The organism is Corynebacterium sp. 401_CJEI, from assembly GCF_001076435.1.
Classification (GTDB): domain Bacteria; phylum Actinomycetota; class Actinomycetes; order Mycobacteriales; family Mycobacteriaceae; genus Corynebacterium; species Corynebacterium jeikeium_D.
Genome location: NZ_JVIP01000041.1, coordinates 99,668 through 125,399, shown reverse-complemented (window position 1 = coordinate 125,399; position 25,732 = coordinate 99,668). Strand labels below are relative to the sequence as shown.

The 25,732-nt window shown below is 59.3% G+C and carries 19 protein-coding genes; 11 read left to right on the top strand and 8 right to left on the bottom strand.

Going from position 1 to position 25,732, the window contains the following annotated elements:
* Positions 1-151: 151 nt before the first annotated feature.
* Positions 152-1,342: an IS1249 family transposase gene (locus ADM64_RS09395; protein WP_162838042.1), complete on the top strand. Its 1,191-nt coding sequence runs from the start codon at positions 152-154 to the stop codon at positions 1,340-1,342.
* Between the two features lie 127 nt (positions 1,343-1,469).
* On the opposite strand, the gene ADM64_RS09390 is transcribed toward ADM64_RS09395, so the two are convergent.
* Entirely contained in the window at positions 1,470-2,498 is a 1,029-nt protein-coding gene (locus ADM64_RS09390; protein ID WP_241486358.1) for a hypothetical protein, read from the bottom strand.
* Positions 2,499-2,588: 90 nt separating this feature from the next.
* On the opposite strand from ADM64_RS09390, the gene lspA reads away from it, so the two are divergent.
* The 4 genes from lspA (at position 2,589) to rarD (ending at position 5,953) form a co-directional block, all read left to right on the top strand.
* Positions 2,589-3,158, top strand: a complete 570-nt coding sequence (gene lspA / locus ADM64_RS09385) for a signal peptidase II (protein ID WP_049193998.1) — start codon at positions 2,589-2,591, stop codon at positions 3,156-3,158.
* Between the two features lie 68 nt (positions 3,159-3,226).
* On the top strand, positions 3,227-4,138 hold the full coding sequence (locus ADM64_RS09380; RefSeq protein WP_042389388.1) for an RluA family pseudouridine synthase: 912 nt from the start codon (positions 3,227-3,229) through the stop codon (positions 4,136-4,138).
* Positions 4,135-4,860 carry a hypothetical protein gene (locus ADM64_RS09375; RefSeq protein WP_049193997.1) on the top strand — a complete coding sequence of 242 codons (726 nt, stop codon included), beginning with the start codon at positions 4,135-4,137 and terminating at the stop codon, positions 4,858-4,860. The genes ADM64_RS09380 and ADM64_RS09375 overlap by 4 nt, the downstream gene beginning before the upstream one ends.
* A gap of 124 nt (positions 4,861-4,984) precedes the next feature.
* Positions 4,985-5,953 (top strand): EamA family transporter RarD, encoded by a 969-nt coding sequence (gene rarD / locus ADM64_RS09370; RefSeq protein ID WP_049193996.1) that lies wholly within the window; start codon positions 4,985-4,987, stop codon positions 5,951-5,953.
* Here rarD and ADM64_RS09365 read toward each other — a convergent pair.
* The 3 genes from ADM64_RS09365 to ADM64_RS11020 all read right to left on the bottom strand — a co-directional run bounded on the left by ADM64_RS09365 (position 5,950) and on the right by ADM64_RS11020 (position 8,908).
* Positions 5,950-7,377 (bottom strand): D-arabinono-1,4-lactone oxidase, encoded by a 1,428-nt coding sequence (locus ADM64_RS09365; protein WP_049193995.1) that lies wholly within the window; start codon positions 7,375-7,377, stop codon positions 5,950-5,952. The genes rarD and ADM64_RS09365 overlap by 4 nt on opposite strands.
* Complete coding sequence (locus tag ADM64_RS09360) at positions 7,374-8,663, bottom strand: alanine racemase (RefSeq protein ID WP_049193993.1); 1,290 nt, start codon at positions 8,661-8,663, stop codon at positions 7,374-7,376. Before ADM64_RS09360 ends, ADM64_RS09365 begins: the two co-directional genes overlap by 4 nt.
* A gap of 80 nt (positions 8,664-8,743) precedes the next feature.
* Positions 8,744-8,908, bottom strand: coding sequence for a hypothetical protein (locus ADM64_RS11020; RefSeq protein ID WP_016422979.1), 165 nt, complete (start codon positions 8,906-8,908; stop codon positions 8,744-8,746).
* Positions 8,909-9,152: 244 nt separating this feature from the next.
* On the opposite strand from ADM64_RS11020, the gene dnaE reads away from it, so the two are divergent.
* The 3 genes from dnaE (at position 9,153) to ADM64_RS09345 (ending at position 17,849) form a co-directional block, all read left to right on the top strand.
* On the top strand, positions 9,153-12,710 hold the full coding sequence (gene dnaE / locus ADM64_RS09355; protein ID WP_038625760.1) for a DNA polymerase III subunit alpha: 3,558 nt from the start codon (positions 9,153-9,155) through the stop codon (positions 12,708-12,710).
* Positions 12,711-12,766: 56 nt separating this feature from the next.
* Positions 12,767-14,062: a threonine ammonia-lyase IlvA gene (gene ilvA, locus ADM64_RS09350; protein WP_016422977.1), complete on the top strand. Its 1,296-nt coding sequence runs from the start codon at positions 12,767-12,769 to the stop codon at positions 14,060-14,062.
* A 106-nt stretch (positions 14,063-14,168) separates the two neighbouring features.
* Positions 14,169-17,849 carry a hypothetical protein gene (locus ADM64_RS09345; RefSeq protein WP_049170286.1) on the top strand — a complete coding sequence of 1,227 codons (3,681 nt, stop codon included), beginning with the start codon at positions 14,169-14,171 and terminating at the stop codon, positions 17,847-17,849.
* Here the strand turns inward: ADM64_RS09345 and treZ are convergent.
* Complete coding sequence (gene treZ, locus ADM64_RS09340; protein ID WP_049193991.1) at positions 17,846-19,762, bottom strand: malto-oligosyltrehalose trehalohydrolase; 1,917 nt, start codon at positions 19,760-19,762, stop codon at positions 17,846-17,848. The two genes, ADM64_RS09345 and treZ, sit on opposite strands and share 4 nt — an antisense overlap.
* Before the next feature lie 130 nt (positions 19,763-19,892).
* On the opposite strand from treZ, the gene ADM64_RS09335 reads away from it, so the two are divergent.
* On the top strand, positions 19,893-20,594 hold the full coding sequence (locus ADM64_RS09335; RefSeq protein WP_193390817.1) for a YigZ family protein: 702 nt from the start codon (positions 19,893-19,895) through the stop codon (positions 20,592-20,594).
* Between the two features lie 6 nt (positions 20,595-20,600).
* Here ADM64_RS09335 and ADM64_RS09330 read toward each other — a convergent pair whose 3' ends face one another.
* Entirely contained in the window at positions 20,601-21,347 is a 747-nt protein-coding gene (locus tag ADM64_RS09330; protein ID WP_016422973.1) for a helix-turn-helix domain-containing protein, read from the bottom strand.
* 123 nt (positions 21,348-21,470) lie between these two features.
* Here ADM64_RS09330 and ADM64_RS09325 point away from each other — a divergent pair, with 123 nt between their 5' ends.
* The gene (locus ADM64_RS09325; RefSeq protein WP_049193990.1) at positions 21,471-21,677 is read left to right on the top strand and encodes a hypothetical protein; all 207 of its coding nucleotides are present in this window, start codon (positions 21,471-21,473) and stop codon (positions 21,675-21,677) included.
* Positions 21,678-22,070: an RNA-binding S4 domain-containing protein gene (locus ADM64_RS10845; RefSeq protein ID WP_080969602.1), complete on the top strand. Its 393-nt coding sequence runs from the start codon at positions 21,678-21,680 to the stop codon at positions 22,068-22,070.
* On the opposite strand, the gene ADM64_RS09320 is transcribed toward ADM64_RS10845, so the two are convergent.
* A complete protein-coding gene (locus tag ADM64_RS09320) occupies positions 22,018-23,184 on the bottom strand; it encodes a GTP pyrophosphokinase (protein ID WP_049193989.1) in 1,167 nt (388 codons plus the stop codon). The two genes, ADM64_RS10845 and ADM64_RS09320, sit on opposite strands and share 53 nt — an antisense overlap.
* A complete protein-coding gene (gene treY / locus ADM64_RS09315; RefSeq protein WP_016422970.1) occupies positions 23,174-25,636 on the bottom strand; it encodes a malto-oligosyltrehalose synthase in 2,463 nt (820 codons plus the stop codon). Before treY ends, ADM64_RS09320 begins: the two co-directional genes overlap by 11 nt.
* Between the last annotated feature and the right edge of the window lie 96 nt (positions 25,637-25,732).

Sequence of the window (25,732 nt, the reverse complement as noted above, 5' to 3'; positions counted from 1 at the left end):
CAAAAAGTGTGTCTGACTTTCAGCATTACTGCTGATTAGGCTGGGTAAATCGGGCGGATATAAGCATCAAGACCTTATATCCGCCCGATTAGTGTTCAATCCACCGGAATGGCACCCGCATGTGCTAATCGGGGGTTGGTGTGCTTTCCGGGTGAGTAAAAACAGACCACGATGCCCGATATGCGCTGGGCAAATGAAGAAAAACGGAACCACTTCTAAAGGCACAACCAGGTGGCGATGCAAGGACCCGAACTGCGGCAGTTCCACGACACGAACCCGCACCGACCGCACGCAGACCCGCGACTTTAAAGCCTTCGTCTCTTATGCCACCTCCACAGCAACGTTGTCTGAACTCGCCCAGCAACAAGGGGTAAGCCGTTGGACACTTGACCGCCGATTCAAACCGTTCTGGCTCATCGACATCCCCAACGACGGTGACCCACAGCGCATCTACGACCAGATCTTCATCGACGGTACCTACACCGCCGCCGGATGCTTGCTCGTCGCAGCCAGCCACGACCACGTCATCGCATGGCACTGGACCAAACACGAAACCGCCCACGCCTACACGCAGCTACTCCGCAAAATCGCTGAGCCGCTCTGCGTCGTCCTCGACGGCGGACAAGGCGCACTTACTGCGATTAAAGCCTGCTGGCCGAACGCGATAATCCAACGATGCCTCGTCCATGCGCAACGCGTCATCCGCCGCTACACCACATCACGACCACGCACCGACGCCGGCAAAGCCATCTACGCCCTGGCGTTGAAACTGACCCGTATCACCACACTCGACCAGGCACGGGAGTGGACGCTGCGTCTGCACGACTTCGGACAGGTATTCAAAGCATTCCTCAACGAGAAAACGCCCGTGTCAAAAGAGCGCCGCACACTCAACAACCAGTGGGAATGGACCCATCTGCGAGTTCGCAAGGCATACAACTCCCTGCTGCACCTCTCACGGAAAGGATGGCTGTTTACCTACCTGCAGCCACCACCGAATGCGCTTGAGCCTCAACGCTGGGCTTCAACGACAAACAGTCTGGAAGGCGGCATCAACGCCGGGCTCAAACGCATCGCCGACGCGCATCGCGGCAGGTCCGGGGAACGCCAACGAAAAATGCTCGAGTGGTACCTGCACTCGAAAACGCAACTGCCTGACGACCCATTAAAGATCGCCAGGCAGTGCAATTTCGGCCAAGATCAACTCGCCAAAGTCAACGATCTTGTCGAAGAAGACCACAACAAAGCCGACCATGAAACAGGCCGACCAGCCTTCTACGACAACGCTATCCCAACCGAGTACGAACACTCGATAGGAATCAGAAAAGGCCCCATGAAGTAACAAACGGTGTGCCCGCCCCGCAACACGCCGAGCGGACACACTTTTTGCTACTTAACCCGAAAAGTGACATAAACCTAGACACTTTCTCGTCTTCTAACCTTGCAGTGGCCCGAGCTATTCTTCTGGGCTACTTCCTCGAGCCGTCGCCGTCCTTAAACTCCAGCCCGCGATGCGTCTGCTGAGTGATGCGCACATCGGAGTTGCCGTCGCCGTAGGTCACGGAGGTCACAAAGTCGATGTTGCCCTTCATCGGAAGGGGCTTAGTCAGGTCGATGGTGACGCGGTCGGCAAGCATGTCAGTCGTGGCCTCGACAACCTTCAGTGCACCCTCTCCGCCAGTGTCCAACTCCGTGACGGTCGGCACCTGCTTGACATCGACCTTCAAATTAACAATGTCGCCCGCACGGCTGAGCAGGGTATAGGTCACCTTCTGCGTCATCGTGGTCTGGCCTTCGACCTCGCTTTCGACCGTCCAGGTCGCATCCTTTCCGATGTCCTCGGAAGGGAAGACGATAGGTACGGAATGCAGCTGCTGCAGCGCCATCTCCACACCAGCGCGAGCGGTGTCGGTCGCCTTCTCCGGCGCTCCCAGCTTGAGTTCCTTGACCTCACCAGTGGCTGTTGTTGACCAATCAGAGATAAAGCCCTGTGCGGTAGCGATATCCTCATTCAGCTCATCGTTGGAGCCGTGGGGTTTACCCACCTCTGACGTCACCACACGAGTATCGTTATCGCTGGTAACAGTGCTGGTCAGGGGGATTTCCAGGCGGGTGTCCGGGAACGTCTGGTCGCTATTGGCGTTTCCGCCACGCTGCGCGAAGCCCTGCGTCACCGCCACGGTCGACTCCTGCTCTGCACCGTCGTCCTTCCAGCGCACGCTCGCCAGCTCACCGCTACCAGCACTGGTCAATTCGACCTTGGGTTGTGCAACGTCCACGGGTTGCGTTTCCACCGAGCTTTCCGACGAGCACGCGGCCAATGACACCACAGTGGTAGCGGCAACAACAGCGGTGCCGACCCTCGCCAGCAGGCCACGCTTGGTGTGACCAGGCTGGTCGCTGCGGCTAGGTCGACGGAACCACGAGGAGGTGGTGCCTCCTGCACGTCGTAAAGCAGAGGAGGCCGGAACAAACTGAGATTGGAAACGTCGAGTCACACCGGTTAGCGTACCGGTTTCGTGGTGGATATGAACCACCCGGGCGGTGTCAGTTGGCTGAATATGGGTTTGTTAGGCCATTATGGGACAGTGACTAAGAAGGAAACGAGGACATATTTCCCGCGGCGGGGGATTCTCGCTGCGGTTATTGTGTCAGTTGCGATCATTGATCAGCTGACCAAGATTATCGCTTTGAAGACTCTCGATGGCCGTCCTGCGGTGCAGGTCATTGGCGATCTCTTCGAGTTGCGGCTCGTTTTTAACCCCGGTGCAGCCTTTTCCTTTGGCACGAACGCCACCTGGGTTTTTACCACGTTGCAGCTGGTTTACATCCTGGCTGTGATGTGCTTTTCCCATTGGCTGCGCAGTCCTATATCGGCGACTGCAGCGGGGCTTATTGCTGGTGGTGCGCTGGGCAACCTCATCGATAGGCTGTTTCGGGAACCCGGTTTCTACGTCGGCCACGTCGTCGATTTCCTGTCGGTTAAGGGTTTTGCCGTATTTAATATCGCGGACTCCGCGATTACTGTGGGCGTTATTATCCTCGTTATCTGGATGGTTTTTTCCAAGGAGCCGGATCTCTTCGCTGATCAGATTGCAGCGGAGAAGAAATCTGCTCAGCAGGATCAGAAGCAGTCGGCGGAGGGAGGACAGCAGTGAACGACAATGCAGTAAATGGTGGTGCAGCACTCGGGGGAGCGCACCAGCCCGACCGAGAAACCCGGCAGATGCCCGTTCCACCGGGCTTGGCTGGTATGCGGGTAGACGCCGGTGTGGCTAAGTTGTTGGGGCTCTCGCGCACAGCGGTGGCTGATTTGGCAGCGGCTGGGGACATCACGGTCGATGGCGTGAGCGTTGGCAAGTCCGACCGATTGGAAGAAAACGCTTTCCTCTCTGTGTTGTTGCCGCCGGTGGAAAAGCCATTGGTTCCCAAAGAGGAACTCGTCGAGGGCATGGACGTGCTCTACCACGACTCCGATTTGGTGGCTGTTCACAAGCCTGTCGGTGTGGCCGCACATCCGTCAGTCGGTTGGGAAGGCCCAACGGTTATCGGCGGACTGGCGGCTGCTGGTTTCCGCATTTCTACCTCCGGTCCGCCCGAGCGAAAAGGCATCGTGCATCGCCTCGATGTTGGCACCTCTGGCGTGATGGTTGTCGCCTGCTCCGAACGGGGCTACTCCGTGCTCAAGCGGGCGTTCAAAAACCGTGAGGTGTCCAAGACCTATCACGCTCTGGTTCAGGGGCATCCGGATCCGCTGTCCGGGACAATTGATGCGCCGATTGGCCGTCATCCGTCGGCGGGTTGGCGCTTTGCCGTCCGCCAGGATGGCAAGCATGCTGTGACGCACTACGAAACGCTTGAGGCCTTCGCCCCAGCAACGCTGCTGAAGGTGAATCTAGAAACTGGGCGTACGCACCAGATTCGCGTGCACTTCTCTGCGCTGAATCACCCATGCTGCGGCGATCCCATGTACGGTTCTGATCCGGCATTGGCCAAGCGGCTGGGGCTCAACCGCCAGTGGCTTCACGCGGTCTCGCTTGGTTTCCACCATCCGGCAGATGGTCGCTGGATGGAAATCGAATGTCCATACCCAGATGATTTGAACCACGCATTGGAAGTTTTGAGGCAGAGCGCATGACGCAGACCCCATCGGGATCCAAGACCCCACCACGCCGTGAAACTCGTGCGAAAAGCACTGGTGACGGCAGTATTTCGCCAGTGATGGCACTAATCTCTGGTTTCTGTGTTGTCGTATTGGTGATTGTGTTAGCAGTCGCTTCGACCTCCGATCGGGTAAGCAAGCCGCAGAACCTCAACGGCGATGCGCTCGGCCCGGACCCGTGGGAAGCAACCGAGCAGTACGTAGAGCGTGCCGACAAGTCCCTCGAGAATATGAAGAAAGAGGACCACCGGCTAAAGACAGGCCAGCCAGTCGTGGAGGACCCGAAGTTCTGGGCGATGGTGACTTTTGATCGGCTGCTTGATGCGCAAGAAGCGGCACAGGTCTATGAAAAAGAGCCCTCTCTGCGAGTATCGACTGCAATCATCGGCGGTGTGAGCACCCGGTATTTGCCGCAGCCGAGTAAAACAGCTAGCGAAGAAAAGCTGCTGCAAGATCAGCTGGAGTTAGCGGCTGCTTACGCGGACGTCGCGATTGACGACGAACGGCTCGGCTTCAACGGTTTACTGGTCTATGGTGACGCTGAATCGTTGATGGATGTCAAAAAAATGCCCGATGTGAAAGCTGTCGAGGCGCTGCCATCAGATGCGGCGCGTGGCCGCTTTGGTATTCGCCCGGTGCTGAGTTCCGGCTTCACGGATAAAGATCCGCTCTTTGCGCCAGGGCTGAGCCAGAACTAAGCGGCCAGAACTAATAGAAACCAGAACTAAGTGTCCTAAATCCAAACGACTAGGATGAAGCGGCTAGAACTCTGCCGCCAGTACGCAGTCAGTTTCAACAAGAACGAAAAGGAGTCAGTCAACAGTGATTCAGGCATTCGGTGCGTACCTTTTGTGGGCGCTGTTTCCGCTCTATTTCCCCTTGCTGGAACCAGCAGGGGCCGTAGAGATTTTGGCGCACCGATTCGTCTGGACCCTTGTCTTTATGGTCATTGCCCTCAGCTTCATGCGCGCATGGCCAGAGCTGAAGGCCGCGAGTGCCAAGACCTGGGGCACTATTTTTATTGCCGCACTGTTGATCTCCGTCAACTGGGGTGTGTACGTCTACCTGGTCAACAATGGGCAGGTGGCGGAGGCCGCGCTCGGCTACTTCATCAACCCGCTGGTCAGCGTTTTGTTGGCGATGATTTTCTTCCGTGAAAGCATCTCGCGGTTGCAGCTCGGCAGTGTCATCCTGGCAACCATTGCGGTCATTGTTCTCACAATTGGTGTGGGACATCCGCCGTTGGGTGCGCTGGCGCTGGCGTTCAGTTTCGGTTTTTACGGACTAATGAAGAAGCGGGTATCGCTTTCCTCCGCAGCTTCGCTGACGGCCGAGTCCGCCGTAATCACACCGATTGCTCTGGCCTACATCCTCTGGTTGACCTACAACGGGCAGAGCACGTTTAGCTCCGAAGGAACAGGCCACACGCTGCTCATGATGAGCGCCGGTGTTGCTACCGCCATTCCGTTGCTGCTCTTCGGCGAAGGTGCCAAACGCCTGCCGCTGGCCACCTTGGGTCTGATGCAGTACCTCACTCCGGTTCTCCAAATCACCCTGGCAGTCACTGTGCTGGGCGAGCAGCTCGAACCGGAGCGCTGGATCGGGTTCTTCATCATCTGGGGTGCCGTCGCGCTGTTCATCTGCGACCTCATCTTGAAGATGCTCCGGCAGCGTCGGGTTCGCCGGGAACTCCGCAAGGCCGGTGTTGAACCGGCCGCGGTTTCCGACGATGCCGCTGACCAGGCGGATGGGGCGGTTACCCGGGACGTCGTAAAGCCGGCAGATAATTAGCAGAAAAGTTCGCGCAGGTGCTCGTTGAGGAAGATTCCCTGCGGGTCGACCTTTTCCCGTAGTGCCTGGACCTCGCCGAACAGCGGATAACGTTCCGCGAAATCCTCCGCGCGAAGCGTGTGCAATTTGCCCCAGTGCGGGCGACCTTCGTGGGCCTTGAAAATCGGCTCGATGAGGTTGAAGTACTCTCGGTAATTTTCCTTCCAGTAGCGGTGGATGGCGATGTAGGCACTGTCGCGACCGTACGCAGTGGACAGGGCCACATCATCGGCTTTCGCGGAGCGCACCTCGATGGGGAAGGAGACTTTCATCCTCTTGCGGGCAATCGTGTCGCGGATTTCCCCGAGGACATCGGAAGCGGCCTCGAGCGGGACGGAGTACTCCATCTCGGAAAAACGCACTCGGCGCGGCGAGACGAAGACCTTGTGCGCCTCGTTGGAATAGCGGCGCTCTGGCACGGTGTTGGTGGCAATCCGGTTGATGGTGTCGGTCGTAGCGGGAATGGCCTTAGCAATCTCGCAGCACGCCAAGAGTCCCATGTTGTTGACGACTTCGTCGTTAAGATACGTACGCGCGCTGCCCAGGCGCTGCTTCAGGCTATTGCGGCTCGGGCGGCGGTGGCGCTGCGGTTCAATGCGAGTATTGTGCTTGACCAGCGTCTCGCGCTGTCCCGGGAACCAGAAAAACTCCAGGTGGTCAGCTTCTTTGCAGCGCTCGGCGAAACTCTTGCGCAGGGAATCAAACTCTTCGCGGTGCTCGTCGGCGTGCAGATCAAACGCTGGCACGACGGACATCGTGACCTCCGTAAGCACGCCGAAGACACCCAGTCCCAGCCGTCCGAGGCGGTAGAGCTCGCCGTCGATTCCCTCAGCGTCCGGATGGCAGTGCCTGACGACGCCATCCGCGGTGACAATCTTGAATCCCTTCACGGTGCCTGCGAAGCCGGTGAATCCAAGCCCGGTGCCGTGTGTGCCAGTAGAGATAGCACCGGCCAGCGACTGCGGATCGACATCGCCCTGGTTGGGAAGTGCCCAACCGAGCGGGCGCAGAATACCTGGAGTGTCGCGCAAGCGAGTGCCGGCACGCAGCGTGGCGGTCTGGTTGGCGGCGTCGAGTTCGACCAGACCAGAGCAGCGGTCGAGTTGAATGCGGTGCCCATCGGTGGTGGCCACGGACGTAAAGGAATGACCGGCCCCCAGCGGACGCACCGTAGTTCCTTCGGTCTTCGCCGCTTTAATTACCGAGATGACGCCCTCATCATCGTGCGGCTGATGAGTATAGGACGGGGTGCATGATTGCGTGTGCGCCCAATTGTTCCAATGCGAGTTGGCGACGGCTTTCGCCTGCGCACGCCGACGTACGCGTGGTACTCGGGACTCAACTGTAGAGACTGTGAAGCGGGCGTTGTTGTTTGAATTGCTCATGTGAAGATCAATCCCTTTCCTCGGTACGTGGGCCAGTGGGCGATGATGGTGCCATCTCGAACTGCAATGACTTCTTGTGTGTGCTCGGCTATTTCGCCGGCCTTGGCGTGGCGGAACCACACGGCATCTCCCAGCGAAATTGCGTCGGCGGTCTTGCCGAGCAGCGGAGTCTGCACCTCACCTGGTCCTTCCTCTGCCGCGTAGCGCAGGCCAGTGGGGTACCAGGGGGTTGGCAGCCGGTCAGCTCCCGCCGGTCCAGAGGCAATTCGACCACCGCCGGACACCGTGACCACGCCCTTCTTAGGGCGTCGCGTCGCCGGCAACACAAACCAGGACGCCGGGCGCAGATTGAATGCGCGATAGTTATCGAAGAGGGTTGGTGCCAGGAACCCCGACCCCGCCGCTGCCTCGGTGACTGCGGCCTCGGCGCACGTCGACTCCAGCGACCCCGTGCCACCACCGTTGACAAACTCCAGCGGCCCCGCCACTTTCTCGACTGCAGCGACAACCTTCGCGCGGCGCTTTGCCAATTCCTTCTTTGAGACGGCCTGCATCACTCGAATTGCGCGCGCACGCAGGGAGTTTCCGGCATCGCCCACTCCGGCAATGTGTCCCTCATACATCATGATTCCGGCCAGCTGCAGCTCCGGGTGGGCAATGATCTGCTTGGCAAACGCCGCTGCCTGCTTCGGCGAGAACAGGCTTGAGCGCAGCGTACCGATATGCACGCCGGGGAGGGGACGAAAGGATGCGTCGACGTCCATGCACACGCGGATTGGCGCATTTTCGCTTGCCGACGACGCCAGCGCCTCCAGATGCTCGGGACGGTCAACCATGACGCAGATGGCGGCACGCGCTGCATCATCGTCGGCAAGCTCTGAGATAGCGCGGGCGTCAAGAGTTGGGTAGGCGACGACGATGTCGTCACTAATGCCTTCTCGGAATAGGTACAGCGCCTCTGCCAGCGAATATGCCAGCACGCCCTGGAAACCGGGGAAGGCCAGGGCGTGCGAAATAAGCTGTGGAATGCGAATCGATTTCGAGGCCACGCGGATAGGCATCCCGTTTGCACGGCGGAGCATATCGCGGGCATTGGCTTCGACCGCCGCGAGGTCGACGACGACTGCAGGAAGGGAAGTGCAGTTAAGCAGCGTGTCGGTAGCTAGTGGCGGGCGGGCTGTCTGGGGCGTCTGCGGCGGCAGCGCTTCAGGCAGGTGAGACATCGATGTCGGAGCCGGGCGGGATGTGTCCGAGGACTCCGGGGCAGAAGCTCGAGAAAGTTTCATGCCCTAAAACGTAATCATTGAAAACCTGTACTGTCTTTGATTTTGAAAAGAAAGTCAGAATTTTCCAGGTCTGCGCCCTTTTAGACCAGCCAGCTGTAGCGGGCGGCATCCATGTTGGAGGTGATGACATCGCCATCGATGAGGTAGCCGGCGGCAACTGGGCGGCGGTCGATGGTTGCAAGAACCTCGTCAAGCTCGGGCTTGGGGAAGTAGGTGAAGTGGCCATCGGAAAGTGGTGCGAACACTGTATTGCTCCTTTGGTTCTTTGCTCGAGGGCAGTGCGTTTCTTTGTGGCCGCGAGGAAAACATGAGAACTTCCTCACGAACCGTGGTGTCGAGTATTGTTAACTGGTTTTGAAAAGTAAAGGAAAAGTAAGAGTGATGTTGCACACGTCTTTAGCTATAACTGTGCAGGCATAAGGGGCTGCTTCATTTTGGGTGTTCGAAGGAATCTTGTTCAGTCCGGGGGATTGTCTACAATCTGGACTCATGGCTAACTCCTCCTTCGTGCACCTCCACAATCACACCGAGTACTCCATGCTCGACGGTATGGCGAAGATTGATTTGCTTGCCGACGAGGTTGCGCGACAGGGAATGCCTGCGGTCGGTGTCACCGACCACGGCAATATGTTTGGCTCAAATGCTTTCTATCGGCAGATGAAGTCCAAGGGCGTCAAGCCGATCATCGGCATTGAGGCCTATATGGCGCCGGAGAGTCGTTTTAATAAAAAGCGCATTCAGTGGGGTGAACCGCATCAGCGTCGAGATGACGTCTCCGGTCGCGGTTCCTACTTGCACCAGACCATGTTGGCCGCGAATGCGCAGGGTCTGCGGAACCTGTTCTACCTGTCGTCGATGGCGTCATATGAGGGGCAAATTAGTAAGTACCCGCGTATGGATGCCGAGTTAGTGGCGGAACGCGCCGAGGGCATTATCGCAACCACTGGTTGCCCGTCTGGTGATGTGCAGACTCGTCTGCGCCTGGGGCAGTTCGACGAGGCTCTGCAGGCCGCCGGTATGTGGCAGGACATCTACGGCAAGGAAAACTACTTCCTTGAGCTGATGGATCACGGGTTGGATATTGAGACCCGTGTGCGCAGTGAGCTGCTGGAGATTGGGCGGAAGCTGAACCTGCCGCCGTTGGTTACGAATGACTGCCACTATGTCACCCGTGACCAGGCCAAGGCTCACGAGGCTATGCTCTGCGTGCAGACGGGTAAGACGCTCAATGACCCGGACCGTTTTAAGTTCGACGGTGATGGCTACTTTATTAAGTCCGCTGAAGAAATGCGCGCGACCTGGGATCATCTAGTCCCGGGTGCCTGTGATAACACGCTGCTCATCGCGGAACGCGTCGAGGATTACGACGAGCTGTGGGAAGAGCACCCGCACGATCGCATGCCGAAGGCGGACGTTCCGGAAGGGGAAACGCCGACGACATGGCTGCATCACAACGTGATGGAGGGGCTGCGCAAGCGCTTTGAGGGGCGCGAAGTACCGGAGGAGTACATCCGGCGCGCGGAGTATGAAATTGAGGTTATTGACGGTAAGGGCTACCCGTCGTACTTCCTCATCGTGGCGGAGTTGATCCGCCATGCCCGCGAGGTGGGCATCAAGGTCGGTCCGGGGCGTGGTTCCGCTGCCGGTTCCCTGGTCGCGTATGCGACGTGGATTACGAATATTGACCCGATTGAACACGGTTTGCTCTTCGAGCGATTCCTGAACCCAGAACGTCCGTCCGCACCGGATATCGATATCGACTTCGACGACCGCCGCCGCGATGAAATGATTCGCTACGCGGCCGATCGCTGGGGCGAAGACAAGGTGGCGCAGGTGGTCACCTTCGGTACGGTGAAGACCAAGCAGGCTTTGAAGGACTCGGCGCGTGTGCAGTTCGGTCAGCCGGGTTACCAGATCGCAGACCGCATTACTAAGGCGCTGCCGCCTGCGATTATGGCTAAGGATATTCCGCTGAGTGGTATTGTCGACCCGGAGCACCCACGCTACGGCGAGGCAGCCGAGGTCCGACAGCTTATTGAAACCGACCCGGATGTGGCTCGAATTTACGAGACAGCTCGTGGTCTCGAGGGCGTCGTTAGGCAGACCGGCGTGCACGCCTGTGCCGTGGTGATGGCGTCGGTGCCGCTCTTGGATCACATCCCGATGTGGAAGCGACAGGCTGACGGTGCGATTATCACTGGCTGGGACTATCCGGCGTGTGAGGCCATCGGTCTGTTGAAGATGGACTTCCTGGGTCTTCGAAACCTGACGGTTATCGGTGACTGTATTGAGCACATCAAGTCCAACCGAGGCGAGACAGTTCTGCTCGATGACCTTCAGACCGATGATCCGAAGGTCTATGAGCTGCTGTCGCGCGGTGACACCCTCGGTGTGTTCCAGCTCGATGGTGGCGGAATGCGTGAGCTGCTCAAACGCATGCAGCCAACGGGCTTCGACGACATCGTGGCATCGCTGGCGCTGTACCGTCCGGGGCCGATGGGTGTGAACGCGCACTTTGACTACGCGGATATTAAGAATGGTCGCAAGCCTTATAACGCCATCCACGCGGAACTGGATGAGCAGCTGAAAGAAATCCTGGAAGAAACACACGGCCTGATCGTGTACCAGGAGCAGATCATGAAGATCTCGCAGAAGCTGGCGAATTACACCGCGGGCCAAGCAGATGGTTTCCGTAAGGCCATGGGTAAGAAGAAGCCCGAGGTGCTGGCCAAGGAGTTCGTGAACTTCGAAGGCGGCATGTTGGAGAATGGTTTCTCCAAGGATGCTGTCCAGAAGCTGTGGGATATTATTCTGCCCTTCGCCTCGTACGCGTTTAACAAGTCTCACGCGGCGGGCTACGGCCTGGTGTCCTACTGGACCGCGTATCTGAAGGCCAACTACACCGCTGAGTACATGGCGGCGCTGTTGACCTCGGTGGCGGATGATAAGAACAAGCTGGCTATTTATCTGTCGGACTGTCGCCACCTTGGCATTAAGGTGCTGCCGCCGGATGTCAATGAGTCGGGTATGGACTTCGAGCCGGTCGGTGAGGATATTCGCTTCGGCCTTGGCGCTATCCGCAACGTCGGCCATGATGTGGTCGCGTCGATTGTGAAGACGCGCGAGGAGAAGGGCAAGTTCACGTCGTTCTCGGACTACCTGGACAAGATTGAGACGCTGCCGTGTAACAAGCGCATCACCGAGTCGCTGATTAAGGCCGGCGCTTTCGACTCGCTGGGGCACCCACGAAAGGGCCTTGCGCTCATTCACGAAGAAGCCATTGACTCGGTGCTGTCGACCAAGAAGGCTGCAGACAAGGGACAGTTCGACCTGTTTGCGGGCTTCGGTGGGGAAGAGGACACCGGATCGGAGAGCATCTTTGAAATCCGTGTGCCGGATGAAAAGTGGGATCGCAAGCACGAGCTGACCCTGGAACGAGAAATGCTGGGCCTCTATGTCTCCGGTCATCCACTCGATGGGTTCGAAGAATCGCTGGCCGCGCAGACCGATACCGCTTTGACCACGGTCGTCGGTGGGGAAGTCGCCAACAACACCGAAATCACTATTGGTGGCATTGTCTCCAGTGTTGACCGTCGCGTGAATAAGAACGGTCAGCCCTGGGCGATTATTGGCATTGAGGACCACAACGGCGCGCGCGTGGAAGTCATGGCTTTTGCGAGGACCTACGCAATGATTGCCACCAGCATTGCTGAAGACGCCATTGTGCTTATTCGTGCTCGCGTTCAGTACCGCGATGACCGCATGAGTGTGGTCTGTGATGACCTGAAGCTGCCGGATCTTGGCCGTAATGGCTCCACTTCGGCGCCGCTGCGTCTGACCATGCGCACTGATCAGTGCACTCCGGAGATGATTGCCAAGCTGAAGTCAGTACTGCTGGACAACCCAGGCGACTCCGACGTTTACCTCAAGCTTGTCGACGGCGATTCCCACACCACTTTGGTTCTCGGCGAGCACTTGCGGGTCGACCGGGACGCCAGCTTGATTGGTGATCTGAAGGCGACGATTGGGGCCAGCATTTTGGGGTAGCTTATCGCGGCCCTGATTGTCGCAACCGGTTGTATGACCGAGTAGAGTCATAGCTCATGAGTGAGAATTCTGTGCCTGCTTCCCAGACCGAACGCCGACTTGTTCACGCGGCCGATATTCAGATTGCGCAGGCACGAATTTCTTCGGTTATTGCGGCCACTCCGCTGCAGTTCAGCCCACGTCTTTCCGAAATCACCGGTGCAAAGGTATTCCTCAAGCGGGAAGACCTCCAGGACGTGCGCTCGTACAAGATTCGCGGTGCCTACAACGCCATGGTTCAGGTTACCGACGAAGAGCGAGCAGCAGGCGTCGTTGCGGCATCTGCAGGAAACCACGCTCAAGGCGTGGCATATGCCTGCCGCCAGCTGGGTATTAAGGGGCGCATCTATGTGCCCAATGCCACGCCGAAGCAGAAGCGCGACCGTATCGCTTACCACGGCCGCGATGCCGTTGAGATTGTCGTTGTCGGGGACTCCTTCGATGAGGCCGCCGCTGCGGCGCGTGCTGACGCACAGCGCACTGGTGCCACCATGGTGGAGCCATTCGACTCCTTCAACACCATTGTCGGACAAGGCACTGTCGCAGCTGAAATTATTGCGCAGCTCTCCGGCCAGGGGTTGACTCTGGATACCATCTGCGCACCGGTCGGTGGCGGTGGTCTGCTCAGCGGTGTCACCTCTTACCTGTCGGATATGTCGCCGAACACCCAGGTCATGGGTGTGGAACCTGCGGGTGCGGCCTGCATGCGCGCAGCCCTGGAGAACAACGGCCCGATTACGCTGGGGCACACCGATCCGTTCGTCGATGGCGCCGCGGTGGCCCGTTTCGGTGACCTGCCATGGCACATCCTGGAGGCCAACCGCAACCGCGTTCATCCGATGATTGCGCCGGAGGGCGCGGTCTGTGAGGCGCAGCTGGATCTCTATCAGAACGAAGGGATCATCGCTGAGCCGGCCGGTGCGCTGTCTGTGGCAGCTCTGGAGCAGATGCAGTTTGAACCGGACGAGGTTGTTGTCTGCATCATCTCGGGCGGTAATAACGACGTGCTGCGCTATGCCGAGATCATGGAGCGCTCGCTGGTCTACCGCGGCCTCAAGCACTACTTCCTGGTCAACTTCCCGCAGAAGCCCGGCCAGCTGCGTATGTTCCTCAGCGATGTTCTCGGCCCGGATGACGACATCTCGCAGTTCGAGTACCTCAAGCGCAACAACCGCGAAACTGGCGCGGCTCTTGTCGGTATTGAGCTACGTCGTGCCTCTGACCTCGAGGAATTGCTGGCACGCATGGATGCCTCGCCGCTGAAGTGCCGCCGACTGGTACCCGGCACACCAGAGTATGACTTTTTGACCTAGACTTGCTGGGTCCAGCTGGGAAACCTCCGAGGAAGTCCTCCCAGCTCCGTTAATTAAATGAATCTTTTCGAGCAAGCTTTGTAGCGAAGGGGAGCGTCCACCCACTATGACTGGGGCAAGCAGTGTCGACCAGGGTGTCCGAGTGGAAAATACCGTGACTGTCGAAATGTGGCTGGCTGCCGCAGAGCAGGACCTGGCCACCCGGATTCCAGGGCTGTTGGAATCTGCCACACAGGCCAAAGTTGAGCCACTGTTTGTCTGGTCAGGGCTGGCGATGGACGAGGTTGAGCGTATCGACCGCTTCCTGGGAACGCTCCTGGCCCATCATCTGGCGGGCGGTACTGCCGCCGATATCGAAGCTGCGAAGAGTGTCGTTGACAATCACCCGCTGGTCACCCTTGCCTCGCTGGTAGGACGCGCCGCGCGTGTTGCGTCGGCAAGCGAAATGTGGCTGGACTGGCCAGCCGCTCTGCAGCTGGATCCAGACGCTGACACTACCGGCGCGCTCATCGAGCACCTCGCCGCCGCAGTGCCGACAATGCTGGCCAACGCTGGTTTGCCTAACGACGTCGACAGCAACCAAGCCGACGCGGATCCGCTGCAGCGGGCAGCGCAGGTGCTTCTGCTGCACGCGGGAGTGCAGCTGTCAGTGATGCCACTGATTATCGAGCGCTGCGAGGAACTTGCCGGGGTAGCGGAGCTATCCGACCCTTCATCAAATGACCTGGTACAGGCGCTTTCGAAGGTTCATCCGCTGCTCGAGGAGCTGCTGACCGAAATCGCAGAGGCGGAAGATGGTGTCTACCCGCTGGCGCTGCGTCAGCTGGCCAGGACGGCACCTCGTCAGGCACACAAGTTGTTTAAGGCAACCCTCGGCTACGCCATTGCCACCGCTGCCGATCCGGCCAACTGGGAGGCCCGGGAAGAACTCGGCCAGCTCGATGCGGGGCTGCCGCCTATTCTGGTGGCCGCTGCGCGTGAAGAGCTGCGTATGCGTCCGGCGGGTACTGCGAATCGTCGTGAAGCGGTGGGCGTGGTGGCAACGACCGGGCGCCCGCAGCTGTACTTCGATGAGCTGACGCAGACCGTTGGCGTACAGCTACCGACGCCGCTGGATCCGGCGGGACGGACCTGGCGTGTCACCTTCGGCGGCACGGTAGCAACGACGCCGGTGGTGGGCCTGCAGGATTCGCTGCCGCGTCCAGTGGTGACCATCGATGAGCCGGTGCGCGATGTGCTGGTGGAAATCGGCGATGAGAAGCACTGGCGAGTCCCCGCGATTAGCACTGAGGACCCAATTCTCATTTTCGGTGCCGACGGTCAGTCAGTCACAGACAAGGTCTCGCTACACTCGACGTCCGCTACGGTGGTCTACCCGGTTGATGCCACACTCGTTGACCCCGTTACGGGTGCTGAGGTGCCATTGCTATCGGACCCGCGCCCATTTAACTGGGAGTTGTGGCAAGTCGCTGAGATCGATCTTCGCGATGTTCATGCAGTTCAGGTTCGTCGGTCTGGGGCGGCTGGCGAGGTTCGCTCGGCATCACCGCAGCGTCAACCGCGAATGACCATGCCCCACGCGCGTCTCGACGGCACGGTGTCTGCCTACGGCACCCCGGTTTACGCCGGTGGTCCGGTCGCTGTGTTCCCGCCGACGCTGTCCGGTAAGGACGAGTCCTGGCGCGCCATCGTCACCGATTTTGGTGGCTATGGTGCGTTTACCACGGATTCCGTCATGGTCTATGACCTCGAGGTGCCCGCCGCGGGTGGCGAGGTTGAGATCCTTACCGATGATGATTACCCGTGGGTCGGCGAGTTCGTGGTTCGCCTGGTCAATCCGCGTGGCCGCAGCTTCCAGAAGCACTTCGCCATTGCGGAGCAGGCAGACCTCACGATCACTTACAGCGGTGGTGGTGACGGATTCCGCATCCCAACCATCGACGGTCTGAGCCCCGCCGACATCCGCGTTGTCTCCGGCGACAAGCCGCTTGACGCCGAGCCCGCTATCGTGCGCCTCGGGGCGGACGAAGTCACAGGTACCGTCGAGCTTTCCACCGACGAGGGCGCATGGCTGCAGTTGCAGGTCACGCCAGGCACGCTGCAGTTTGAGGTTCCGCTTGCCGACGAATCCGTCGCCCGCCGCACCACTACATTGGTCACCCGCCCGAAGCGTGTCGATGCCTTCGGCAAGATTGTCGTCAATGCCCCGGGCGAGTTGCGCCATGCGCATGTTGCAGTTTCCAGCGGTGAGCGCGACATCTGTCGTGTCCCCATCAAGCGTTTCGGCGATACTGGCTACGCGGAGTTCGGCAAGTTTGCAGACCGTATCTCCCTGCTGAAGGCTCTGCGCATCAGTTTGGACTGGACACGTGTGACGGGACGGAAGCGCCTGTCTGTACCACTGGTGGAGGCTTCCTCCCGCGATGCCATCCGCCAGATTGCCTTCAACGATGAAGCCACTGACATCATCGAGGTTGATGTCGCTGACGACGTTTCGCACTTGCCGATGACCCTGTGGCTCTGGGCCGCCGGTCAGCCGTGGCGCGAACCCGTCGCCCTCGAAGTCGTGGAGGGCGAATGCGAGCTTCCCGACGAGCTCCGCGGCCTCGGCCCATTTGTCGCGCAGGTGACTCTCGGTGTGGAAAAGGAACGCCACCCGCAGTGGCCGGCGGCCGGGTCGACCATTCTGAATCATGTCGATGATGCAGAGGCTATCGACCTCGATGGCGAGGACACCGATCCCGTTGCTCGCGCGCAGGAACTGTGGGGCGAGCTAAATCAGGATCAGCTCGCACGTTTGTGGACACTACTGGCGACCTTGCGGGCTGGTCGTGCAACCGACATGGCGCAGGCGAATCCGCTGCTGGCCGCACCTAGGTTGGGTGCGATCTTGTGTGCCGAACCACGCGCCGGTCTGGCAGCGTTGAACCGTTCAGTCATCGCGCTCGACGATCAGCCGGGTATGTTTATCGCCTCCGGACTCGTGCTGGGAGACTTCAGCGCTACTAAGCCAGTGCCGGGGCGTCGCCGTGTGCCGTGGCTCGGTGCATTGGCAGCATTGGCGGATCTCACTGATGAGAGCGTGGACCGTTCTCGTCAGCTGGATTACCTGCGCACAACTGGTGGCCAGGGACTGCTGGACATTGCTGCCAGCGGCCAGGACACCACCCTGGAGTCCGCTACTATCGACCAGAGCTCGGTGCAGATTACCTCGCTGCCGGAAGCACAGGCCAGCGCTATTCTGTCGCAGGTCTTTGATCCTTACCGCATGGTCCCGGGTCCGCTGACCGACGATGACGCTCGCTTCACCGCAATCTACGAAGTGGTACGCAATCGTGCTGAGATTGTGGAATCCGGTGTCATGACCCAGCTTGCCGCCGCCTCTCGGGTGTTGTTTAAGACGGTATCGAAGGCGTCTCCACGACTGCGCAAGGCGGTCAATGTGCGCTTCCACAAGCTCGACGGCATCGATGCGGATGATCCTTCGCTGCACTGGACTCTGGTGCCGGGAACGTCACTGCTTATTGCAGTGGCTGCCCGCGTATTGGCTCGTACTCAGGCTGAGAACTCTGATGCCAGTGTCGCCGCTGTCCGTGAGCTGATTCCGATGTGGGCTCAGCTGGCGGACCTGGTTCCGACGTTGGTGATGAGCGATATTCTCATCGCAGACGCGTTGGTGGCTCACGTCCTCCACGGTGATGTCACCGAGTTGCCGTGGCCAGCACCCGAGTCGGGTGCGGCGGATGAGGAAGAGTCCGACACCGAGGCTGAAAATCCGGCTGACTAGCTGAGCGAGACGACAGCGTAGCCCCACGCTGGAAGCGAGATTTCGGGACCAGCAGCTTCGTCATTGACGATGCTGGCTGCTGCGTCCTCAAAAGTGTGTAGCAGGTGGGCGGAACCGAACTCGGAATCCAGGCTGACGCTGGTTTCGGCGTCGGAGAAATTCGCAACCAAAGCGACAGTTTCAAAGGCATCCGAGTTTCGGGCACCCATTTCGCGCTCATCCTGGCTGCGCACAACGACGAGGCAACGATTGTCCTCGTCATACTCAGTCACTACAGATGCCGACCACGGAGTGCGAAGCGACGGGTGTGACTTCCGCAGCGCGAAGAGATCGCGGTAGGCCGCCAGAATAGTGGCGTGCGAGCCCTCCGAGACCTCCTGCCAATTGAGCTTCGAGCGGTTAAAGGTCTCTGGATCGGATGGGTCGGATACCTCCTTCGGATCCCACCCGGCACGGGCAAACTCACGTAGGCGTCCCTCGCGCGTGAGCCGCTGCAGCTCCGGATCTTCATGGGAACAGAAGAAAGCAAACGGGGTAGAGGCGCCCCATTCCTCACCTTGGAAAAGCATCGGGGTGAAAGGACTGCAGGCGATAACTGCTGCCTTTAAAACCTGCTGCGCCGGAGTGAGGTTCATCGACGGACGGTCACCGACAGCGCGGTTTCCCGTTTGATCATGTGTGGTCGTGTACGTTACGAAAGCATGCATGGGCTGTACAGACAGGTCGAAGAGACGACCATGAGTGCGACCACGGAACGTCGACATTGTGCCCGTATGCCAGAAGCCAGTTTCCAAAGCACTAGCTAGCGCTTCCACCGACCCAAAGTCTGAGTAGTAGGCGTGGTCCTCGCCAGATACTAGCGTGTGCAGTGCATGGTGGACGTCATCATCCCACTGAGCGTTGAGGCCAAAGCCACCAGCGGCGCGCGGACGGACCAAACGCGGATCATTCTGGTCGGACTCTGCAATCAAAGAACGCGGAATACCAGTCTCGGCTGCGACAGTGTCTGCGACAACCTGCATCTGCTCCAGAATGTGGAATGCGCCCTCGTCATGCAGGGCATGGACTGCGTCCAGACGAAGACCGTCGACGTGGTAATCCACCAGCCATTGGCGCACTGCATCCAAAATATACGCACGCACCTCATCAGAGTTGTCGCCAGTGAGATTGACAACCTCACCCCAACCCGTCGAACCACCAGCGGTGTAGGGACCGAAAAACCCCACATAGTTGCCGTCTGGGCCAAAGTGGTTAAAGACCACATCCAAGATGACAGCCAAACCCTTTCGGTGGCACGTATCAACTAGCTTCTGTAGACCCCGCGGGCCACCGTAGCCCTCGTGCACGCTGTGCCAGGACACACCGTCATAGCCCCAATTGCGGTCACCGCCGAAAGGCTGCACTGGCATCAGCTCAATGTGTGTTACCCCCAGCTCAATCAGGTGGTCTAGATGTTCCACCAAACCTTCGAAATCACCAGAATCGCTGAAGGTGCCCACATGCAGCTCATAAATCAGACCTCCTGGCAGAATCCGGCCCGACCAGGCCGAGTCCTTCCACTTATAGGCACCCAGGTCAACGACCTCGGAGAAACCATGCGGACCATCCGGCTGCGACTGGGAACGCGGATCTGGCAGCGGTATTGTCCAGTCACCGACAGCGGGGGAGGAGTGGTCCCCCGATTCGTCGTCAGGCGCGCCGTATCCCGCATGTGCCCGCAGCGAAAATGCGTAGCGATCCCCCGGTGTGCGAGCCACATCAGCTTCAAACCAACCAGAGTTGGCGCCGTAGTCATCGGTCGCGTCAGCGATGGGATGCATATCCAAAATCGCTGGCGCGTCAGGATTGCCCAACAGCAGACGGACTTCGGAAGCGTACGGGGCCCAGACTCGGTAGTTGCTCATGGGCACCATGGTAGGTCAGTCAGCGGATGGGCACAGGGGAACCGTTTTCGAACACCGCGGATTCGAGGGGAGTCAAAGGTGAGGTCGAGAAAAGTACCGAGCGGCGGTGATTGGGTGTGCACTAAGCCCATAGGCAACAATGGACACTATGACCACCGAGCCATCCACTTCGACCGAAGCGACGCAGAATCAGCGTGACATCGAGCTGATTGTCCCCGCCGGCGGTGACATCGTCACGAATGAAATCGAGATTAAGAAATCTCGCTTCATTACGTGGATCGCGCGTGCCGACGACGAAGACAGCGCCCGAGAGGTCATCAATTTGGCCAAGGCGGAGTACCCGGATGCTCGTCACCACTGCAGCGCATACATTCATGAGGTCGTCGGAGGGAATCGGGTGGAGCGATCTTCAGATGACGGTGAACCTGGTGGCACGGCAGGGCGCCCGATGCTCGATGTGCTCCAGGGCTCTGGAATGACGAATGTCACCGCCGTAGTGATCCGCTATTTTGGCGGCATCAAATTGGGCACGGGTGGGCTTGTGAGGGCCTATTCGGATTCGGTCTTAGAGTGTCTAGAAAAAGTCACGCGCATGCGGCGCGTGCAAAGAGCCTTGAGGGTAGTGAGTGTCTCCGCCGCAGATGCCGGTCGCATCGAAGCGGAATTGCGTGCTCGTGGTTATGAGATCGTGGAAACGCGGTGGGGCCAGAACGTGGAGTTTTCCATCGCGGTGACTGCCGATGGGATTGCCCAGCTTGACGGCGAAATGCAGGCGCTGACTAAGGGAGCTAGCGAGCCGTCTACGGACGGTGGCGAAATCTGGTGGGAGCTGCGCGCTTAACAGCCACTAACCCTGGTTCGGGGATTCCTCGCCGTTGTGTGCGCCGCGATGGCGCTTGAGAATTTCCACCAGCTCGTCCTTATTTTCCGCAATCTTTTCTGGCCGACCGAAGACGCAGACTGCCGCGACAGTAGCACCGTCTTCCTCCACTGCGATAGAGACACCGTCAACGCCACCGCCTTCGGCAATACCCGGGGCAGCACAGACGCCGGTCTCTGCGATTTCCCCGGCCTGGCGGAGGAAATCATCCACATAGACCTGGTCTTCCGGCCGCGCGGAGTTCAGGTAGGACCACAGTTCGCGCTTTTCAAACCGACTCATCAAAACCCAACCTGCAGAGGTGCGCAACAGCGAGCGCGGCAGGAAGTTCTCCGTCAGGTACTGGTAGCGCATGGATTCACCGACGGTTTTGAGGTAGAAAAGCTTGCCACCAACCGGCAGTGCCAGCACGGTAATCAAGCCAGTTTCGTTGTGAATCGCCTCGAGCTCAGCCGTCGGAACGTTGACCATGCGACGACCGGCCATGACATTGAGCAGAAACGGCGCCATGCCGAGCGTGTAACGCTTGTTGGACTCGTCAAGGTAACCTGTCACAGTCAGACCGTTGACAAGGCCCTGCGTGGTACTGAGCGGATAGTTCAGCGTGTGGGCGATGTCAGTGAGGGTTAGACCTTCGTTAGAGCGCGCAACGAGTTCGAGGATCGCCGCAACGCGGTCGACCATGCGGTGGCGGGGGCGGACAGTTTCTGTCATAGGACTAACACTAGCAATCAACCTACGCCATTGTGTTAATTACCTACCCAAATAGGAATATCTAGCAGGTTTGCTATAGCTGTAGAAATTTTTCCCGAATTGTACGCCCTATCGACCTATGCGATGCGTCAGGGCGACCAGAACGCGGTGCGAAAGTACTCCCGCAATGCCGTTGTATGGGCAGGCAGTGGTGTCGTCGGCGGTGCAGTGCTCGGACTTCTAGCCGGAAGCATGTCTCTATTCCTCATCCTGGCAGTAGTCGGCCTGGTCGGTGGTTTTCTCAATTGGCAAAAGGTTCAGCGGATTGTGAACTACAAGGATCCGCAGTAAATGCCTGCTCAGCAGCAATTGTCTACCGAGCCAGTGCGTATTGATGCCTGGATTTGGGCGGTCAGGTTGCTGAAAACTCGCTCATTGGCCGCAGATGCGTGCCGTGGCGGCCACGTCAAAGTCAACGGCGAAGCCGTGAAACCCTCAGTTCTAGTCGTCCCAGGGGACAGAGTGCGACTGTGGGCAAACCACCGCGAACACATTGTTGAGGTCACCAAGACGGTGAAGAAGCGGGTCGGAGCTCCGGTGGCCAGGCAGTGCTATATCGACCACTCTCCGCCACCGCCCCCGAGGGAGATTCTCGCATCGATGCCGACGCGCGACCGCGGTGCCGGGCGGCCTACGAAGCGCGATCGCCGTCAGCTCGATCGTCTTCGGGGACGTCGCTCATAGGCATCCCGGCCTCCGCTAGTTGCTGCAACCGTGCGCGCAAACGGGCTGGTCGACGCTTCGGGTTATGGCTGGTATCCGCAGTGGCCTTGATGTGCTTTTCACCGCGAGCCGCTAGTAGTAGGTCATCAATAACACGCACATGGCCTGGGTTAAAGCGGTACTTCATGGCCTTGCTTACGGCGCTGAGGCGCTGCGGATTAAGTAGCTCTCGCAGCTGCCCGACAGTGCGGATGCCATTGCGTTCCAGCAGTTCTTCTGCCCAGCCGTAATGTTCTGATTTCGATCGGGGCGCATCGGGAAGCAGCATCGTCAGCACGCCGGGTAGGGTTTCCTCAGTCACCACAATGTCATCGGCTGTGGTCTTTGCCGGAGCTGAGGGCTGTTTGCCCTCTCCCTGCGCGGAATCGTCCGGCGTGGATTCCTCCAGCACGGCAACGACTTGGTCGAACTGCTGATCCGCGAGCTCAATAAGGCCAGCGGCCAGCGCAAAAGCTCGATCAATCCGCGGGTCTGTCGCTCCCTCAGGGGCCTTATAGCGAATATCGTGCTCAAATTCCGCCCACGCATGCTGCAGCACAGTGCGCAGTTGCACCTCAAACTGCATATCCGCATATGGAGCTAGCTCTGACGGCGCCGCCGTCGACACCTTGCAGATCAAGTGCTGGGAGCCGTATCCCAACCGGCCGCTGATTCGTGTCTCCGCGGTTTTGTCAATCCTACGCAGCACAGTCAGCGAATCTCCCAGCGCATCCATAATCGCGGGAATCTCCGTCGAATGGTACGTGGTTACACGCACACCGATGATGTCGTGGATACCGTGCCACGGGTCAGGGTAGACGTAGCTGCCATCCGCTTCACGACGCAGGGCCTTCTGCCGCAATGAGCGGAAAGACTTCACCCGCGCCGTGACATTGTCAAACGCCAAACCGGCATCGGAGAGAATCTCTTTAATCGCATCGACAAAGTCCTGCGCGGCGGTGGGGTGCCGAGTTGCCCACGAGTCGTACTTCGACTGCAGCGCACGTGTAACCTCTCGATCCTCCGCCAACTGAGCCTTGCGGGTCTGATCGCGGGAACCGTCGGCAAGCGAATCCTTCATTCGATTAGTCGTCATCGTCCTCGCGTACCAGCAGTGCTACTGGGAAGGAGCTGAACAGAGAAGCCACGGCGATGGTGCCCGACCAGGTATGGCCGGTGAAACGGTCGGTCCAAAATCCCTTGGGAAGTGTCACTGTAGTGTCGCCCCAACCGCCTTCGCGCTGCAGTCCCAGCGGACGGCGCGTCACCAGCGCGATAACATCTTCGGGCTCGCCCTTCGGTCCACGCGCCGCGCCGACCAGATGACGCTCGCCCACACCAACGGCGAATACTGGCTGGTAGGCACCGCCAACGAAGGACTCCGGGCGTTCCGCACGCAGCTTCACGCCGTGGTGAGTCACCATCAGCTTTGCGACGTCCGCATCGGCATCCGTAAAGTCCTCCGGCAGCTCAGCTGGGTGCTCTGGACTCTTAGTCACCGACGTGACCTCATCGCGGGCAACCTTATCCAGCGCCGCGACGCGCGCATCATAGTCGACGAAGCGGCGGTTGTCGGGATCAACCAGGGAGTCCTCGGTGAACTCCGTCCCCTGGTAGGTATCGGGGATGCCGGGGCCGACAAGCTGGAGGAGCTTGCGCGACAGAGACGTGGTCAGGGCAGCGGGCGCAATGGAGCGGACGAACTCTGTGATGGAGTCGGTCAGGGGGCCGTCGAGAAGCGCGTCAATCCAGCTGCGGATGCCGAGTTCGAACTCCTCGACCGGCTCCGTCCAGGAGGTGTGCACATCTGCCTCGCGGATAGCCTTGATGGCGTAGTCGTGGAGGCGTTCGCGCAGTTCATCGGTAATTACGCCGTCGGTCGGCCAGACTCCGATGATGTTCTGCAGCAGGAAGTAGCCGGTGGCATCGTCCGGGGCGGGGGTGATGGCCATCCAGTTGCGAACATTTTCAGCCCAGTCGCCGGAGACATCGGAGAGCTGGAGAATGCGGGCTCGGACATCTTCGCCGCGCTTGGTGTCGTGCGTGGACAGCGTGGTCATGGTTCGTGGCCAGAGGCGAGCACGTTCCGACTGCAACAGGTGGAACTCCGCCGCCGACATGCCGTAGCGACCGAGATCACCGCCGACTTCGTTCAGGCTGATCAGGCGGCAGGCGCGGTAGAAGGTGGTGTCTTCGACACCCTTTGCCATGACCGCACCACAGACCTGCGCGAACCGCGTGGCGGCCTCACCACCGGCTACCAAACCTGCCGAAATGAGGTCGAGAGCAAAGACACGCGAGGGGAAACGCGCTGCCATTTCACCAATGACCGTGGAAGCCACTCGTGACAGGGAGACATAGTCCGAACGGTAGACAGGCATGGCAGCGACCAGCTTGCAGATGGTGTCGATAAGTACCTCATCGCTGACGCTGGTACCGCTGATAGACCAGTTATCGCGGCGCAGAGCACGTGCTAGACGACGGACCTCCGCAGCCAGCTCGTGAGCCGCGACATCGTGCTTGAGGGCCTGCGCAGTTGCCTGCACGGCAGTTTTGTCCCAGGTTGAGCCCGACTGCTGCAGAGCCAACATACTCATGGCGTCTCGGGAGTCGCGGTTGACGAAGACATTGTCGAACTCACGCAGGGCATCGTAACCCGTGGTGCCGTCAACCTGGAGCCTCGGATCCAGTGGCTCTTCGGCACCCAGAATCTTCTCGATAACCAGCCACTTGTCATCGCCGAGTAGACGGCGCAGCTCACTGAGGTATCCGAATGGGTTGCTGAGGCCATCCGGGTGGTCAATGCGGACACCGTCAATGATGTCCGCTGCCAGCAGCTCGCGGATGATGCGGTGTGTGTGCTCGAATACCACCGGGTTTTCCTGGCGGATGCCGGCCAGACCGTTGACGCTGAAGAATCGACGGTAGCCAATGACCCCGTCCTTCCAGTACATCAGGCGATAGGCCTGGCGATCATGTACTTCCTGCGGGGTTCCGTCCTCGGTGCCGGGGCGCACCGGGAATGTGTTGTCGTAGTAACGCAGAAGTGGCTCGTCACCAGACGTGTCGAGCTCCAGCTTGTCGATATCCTCCGGGGAGCCCAGAATCGGCAACCCCATCTTGCCGTTGGCACCGTTGTCCTCGTGCCAGTCGATATCGAAGTATGGCTCGAACTGAGAATCCTTGCCATAGGTCAGAACGTCCCACCACCAGGCATTGAGCTTGGGCTCCTCAACACCGAGGTGGTTCGGTACCAGGTCGATAATGATGCCCAGACCGGCCTTGTGCGCCACCTGCGCGAGCTTCTGCAGCTCTTCCATGCCGCCGAGCTCCGGGTTCACCGTCGTCGGATCGATGACATCGTAGCCATGGTTAGACTCCGGTACGGCGGTGAGGATAGGCGACAGATACAGGTGTGAAATTCCGAGGTCTGCCAAGTAGCCGACCTGTTCAGCCGCGTCAGCGAACGTGAAAGCGCGCCCGTTTGGGTCGGCCTTGGGGCCACGGAGTTGGAGACGGTAGGTGGACGTAATTGGTCGGCGACTCATGTTCCCCTTTATACCGCCCACCAGGAAAAGCTGCTGCCTGACCGCTGTGGCAGCAGCTAGCCCCAGAGTCTGCGCCTGCCGTCCGAATGCGAATTT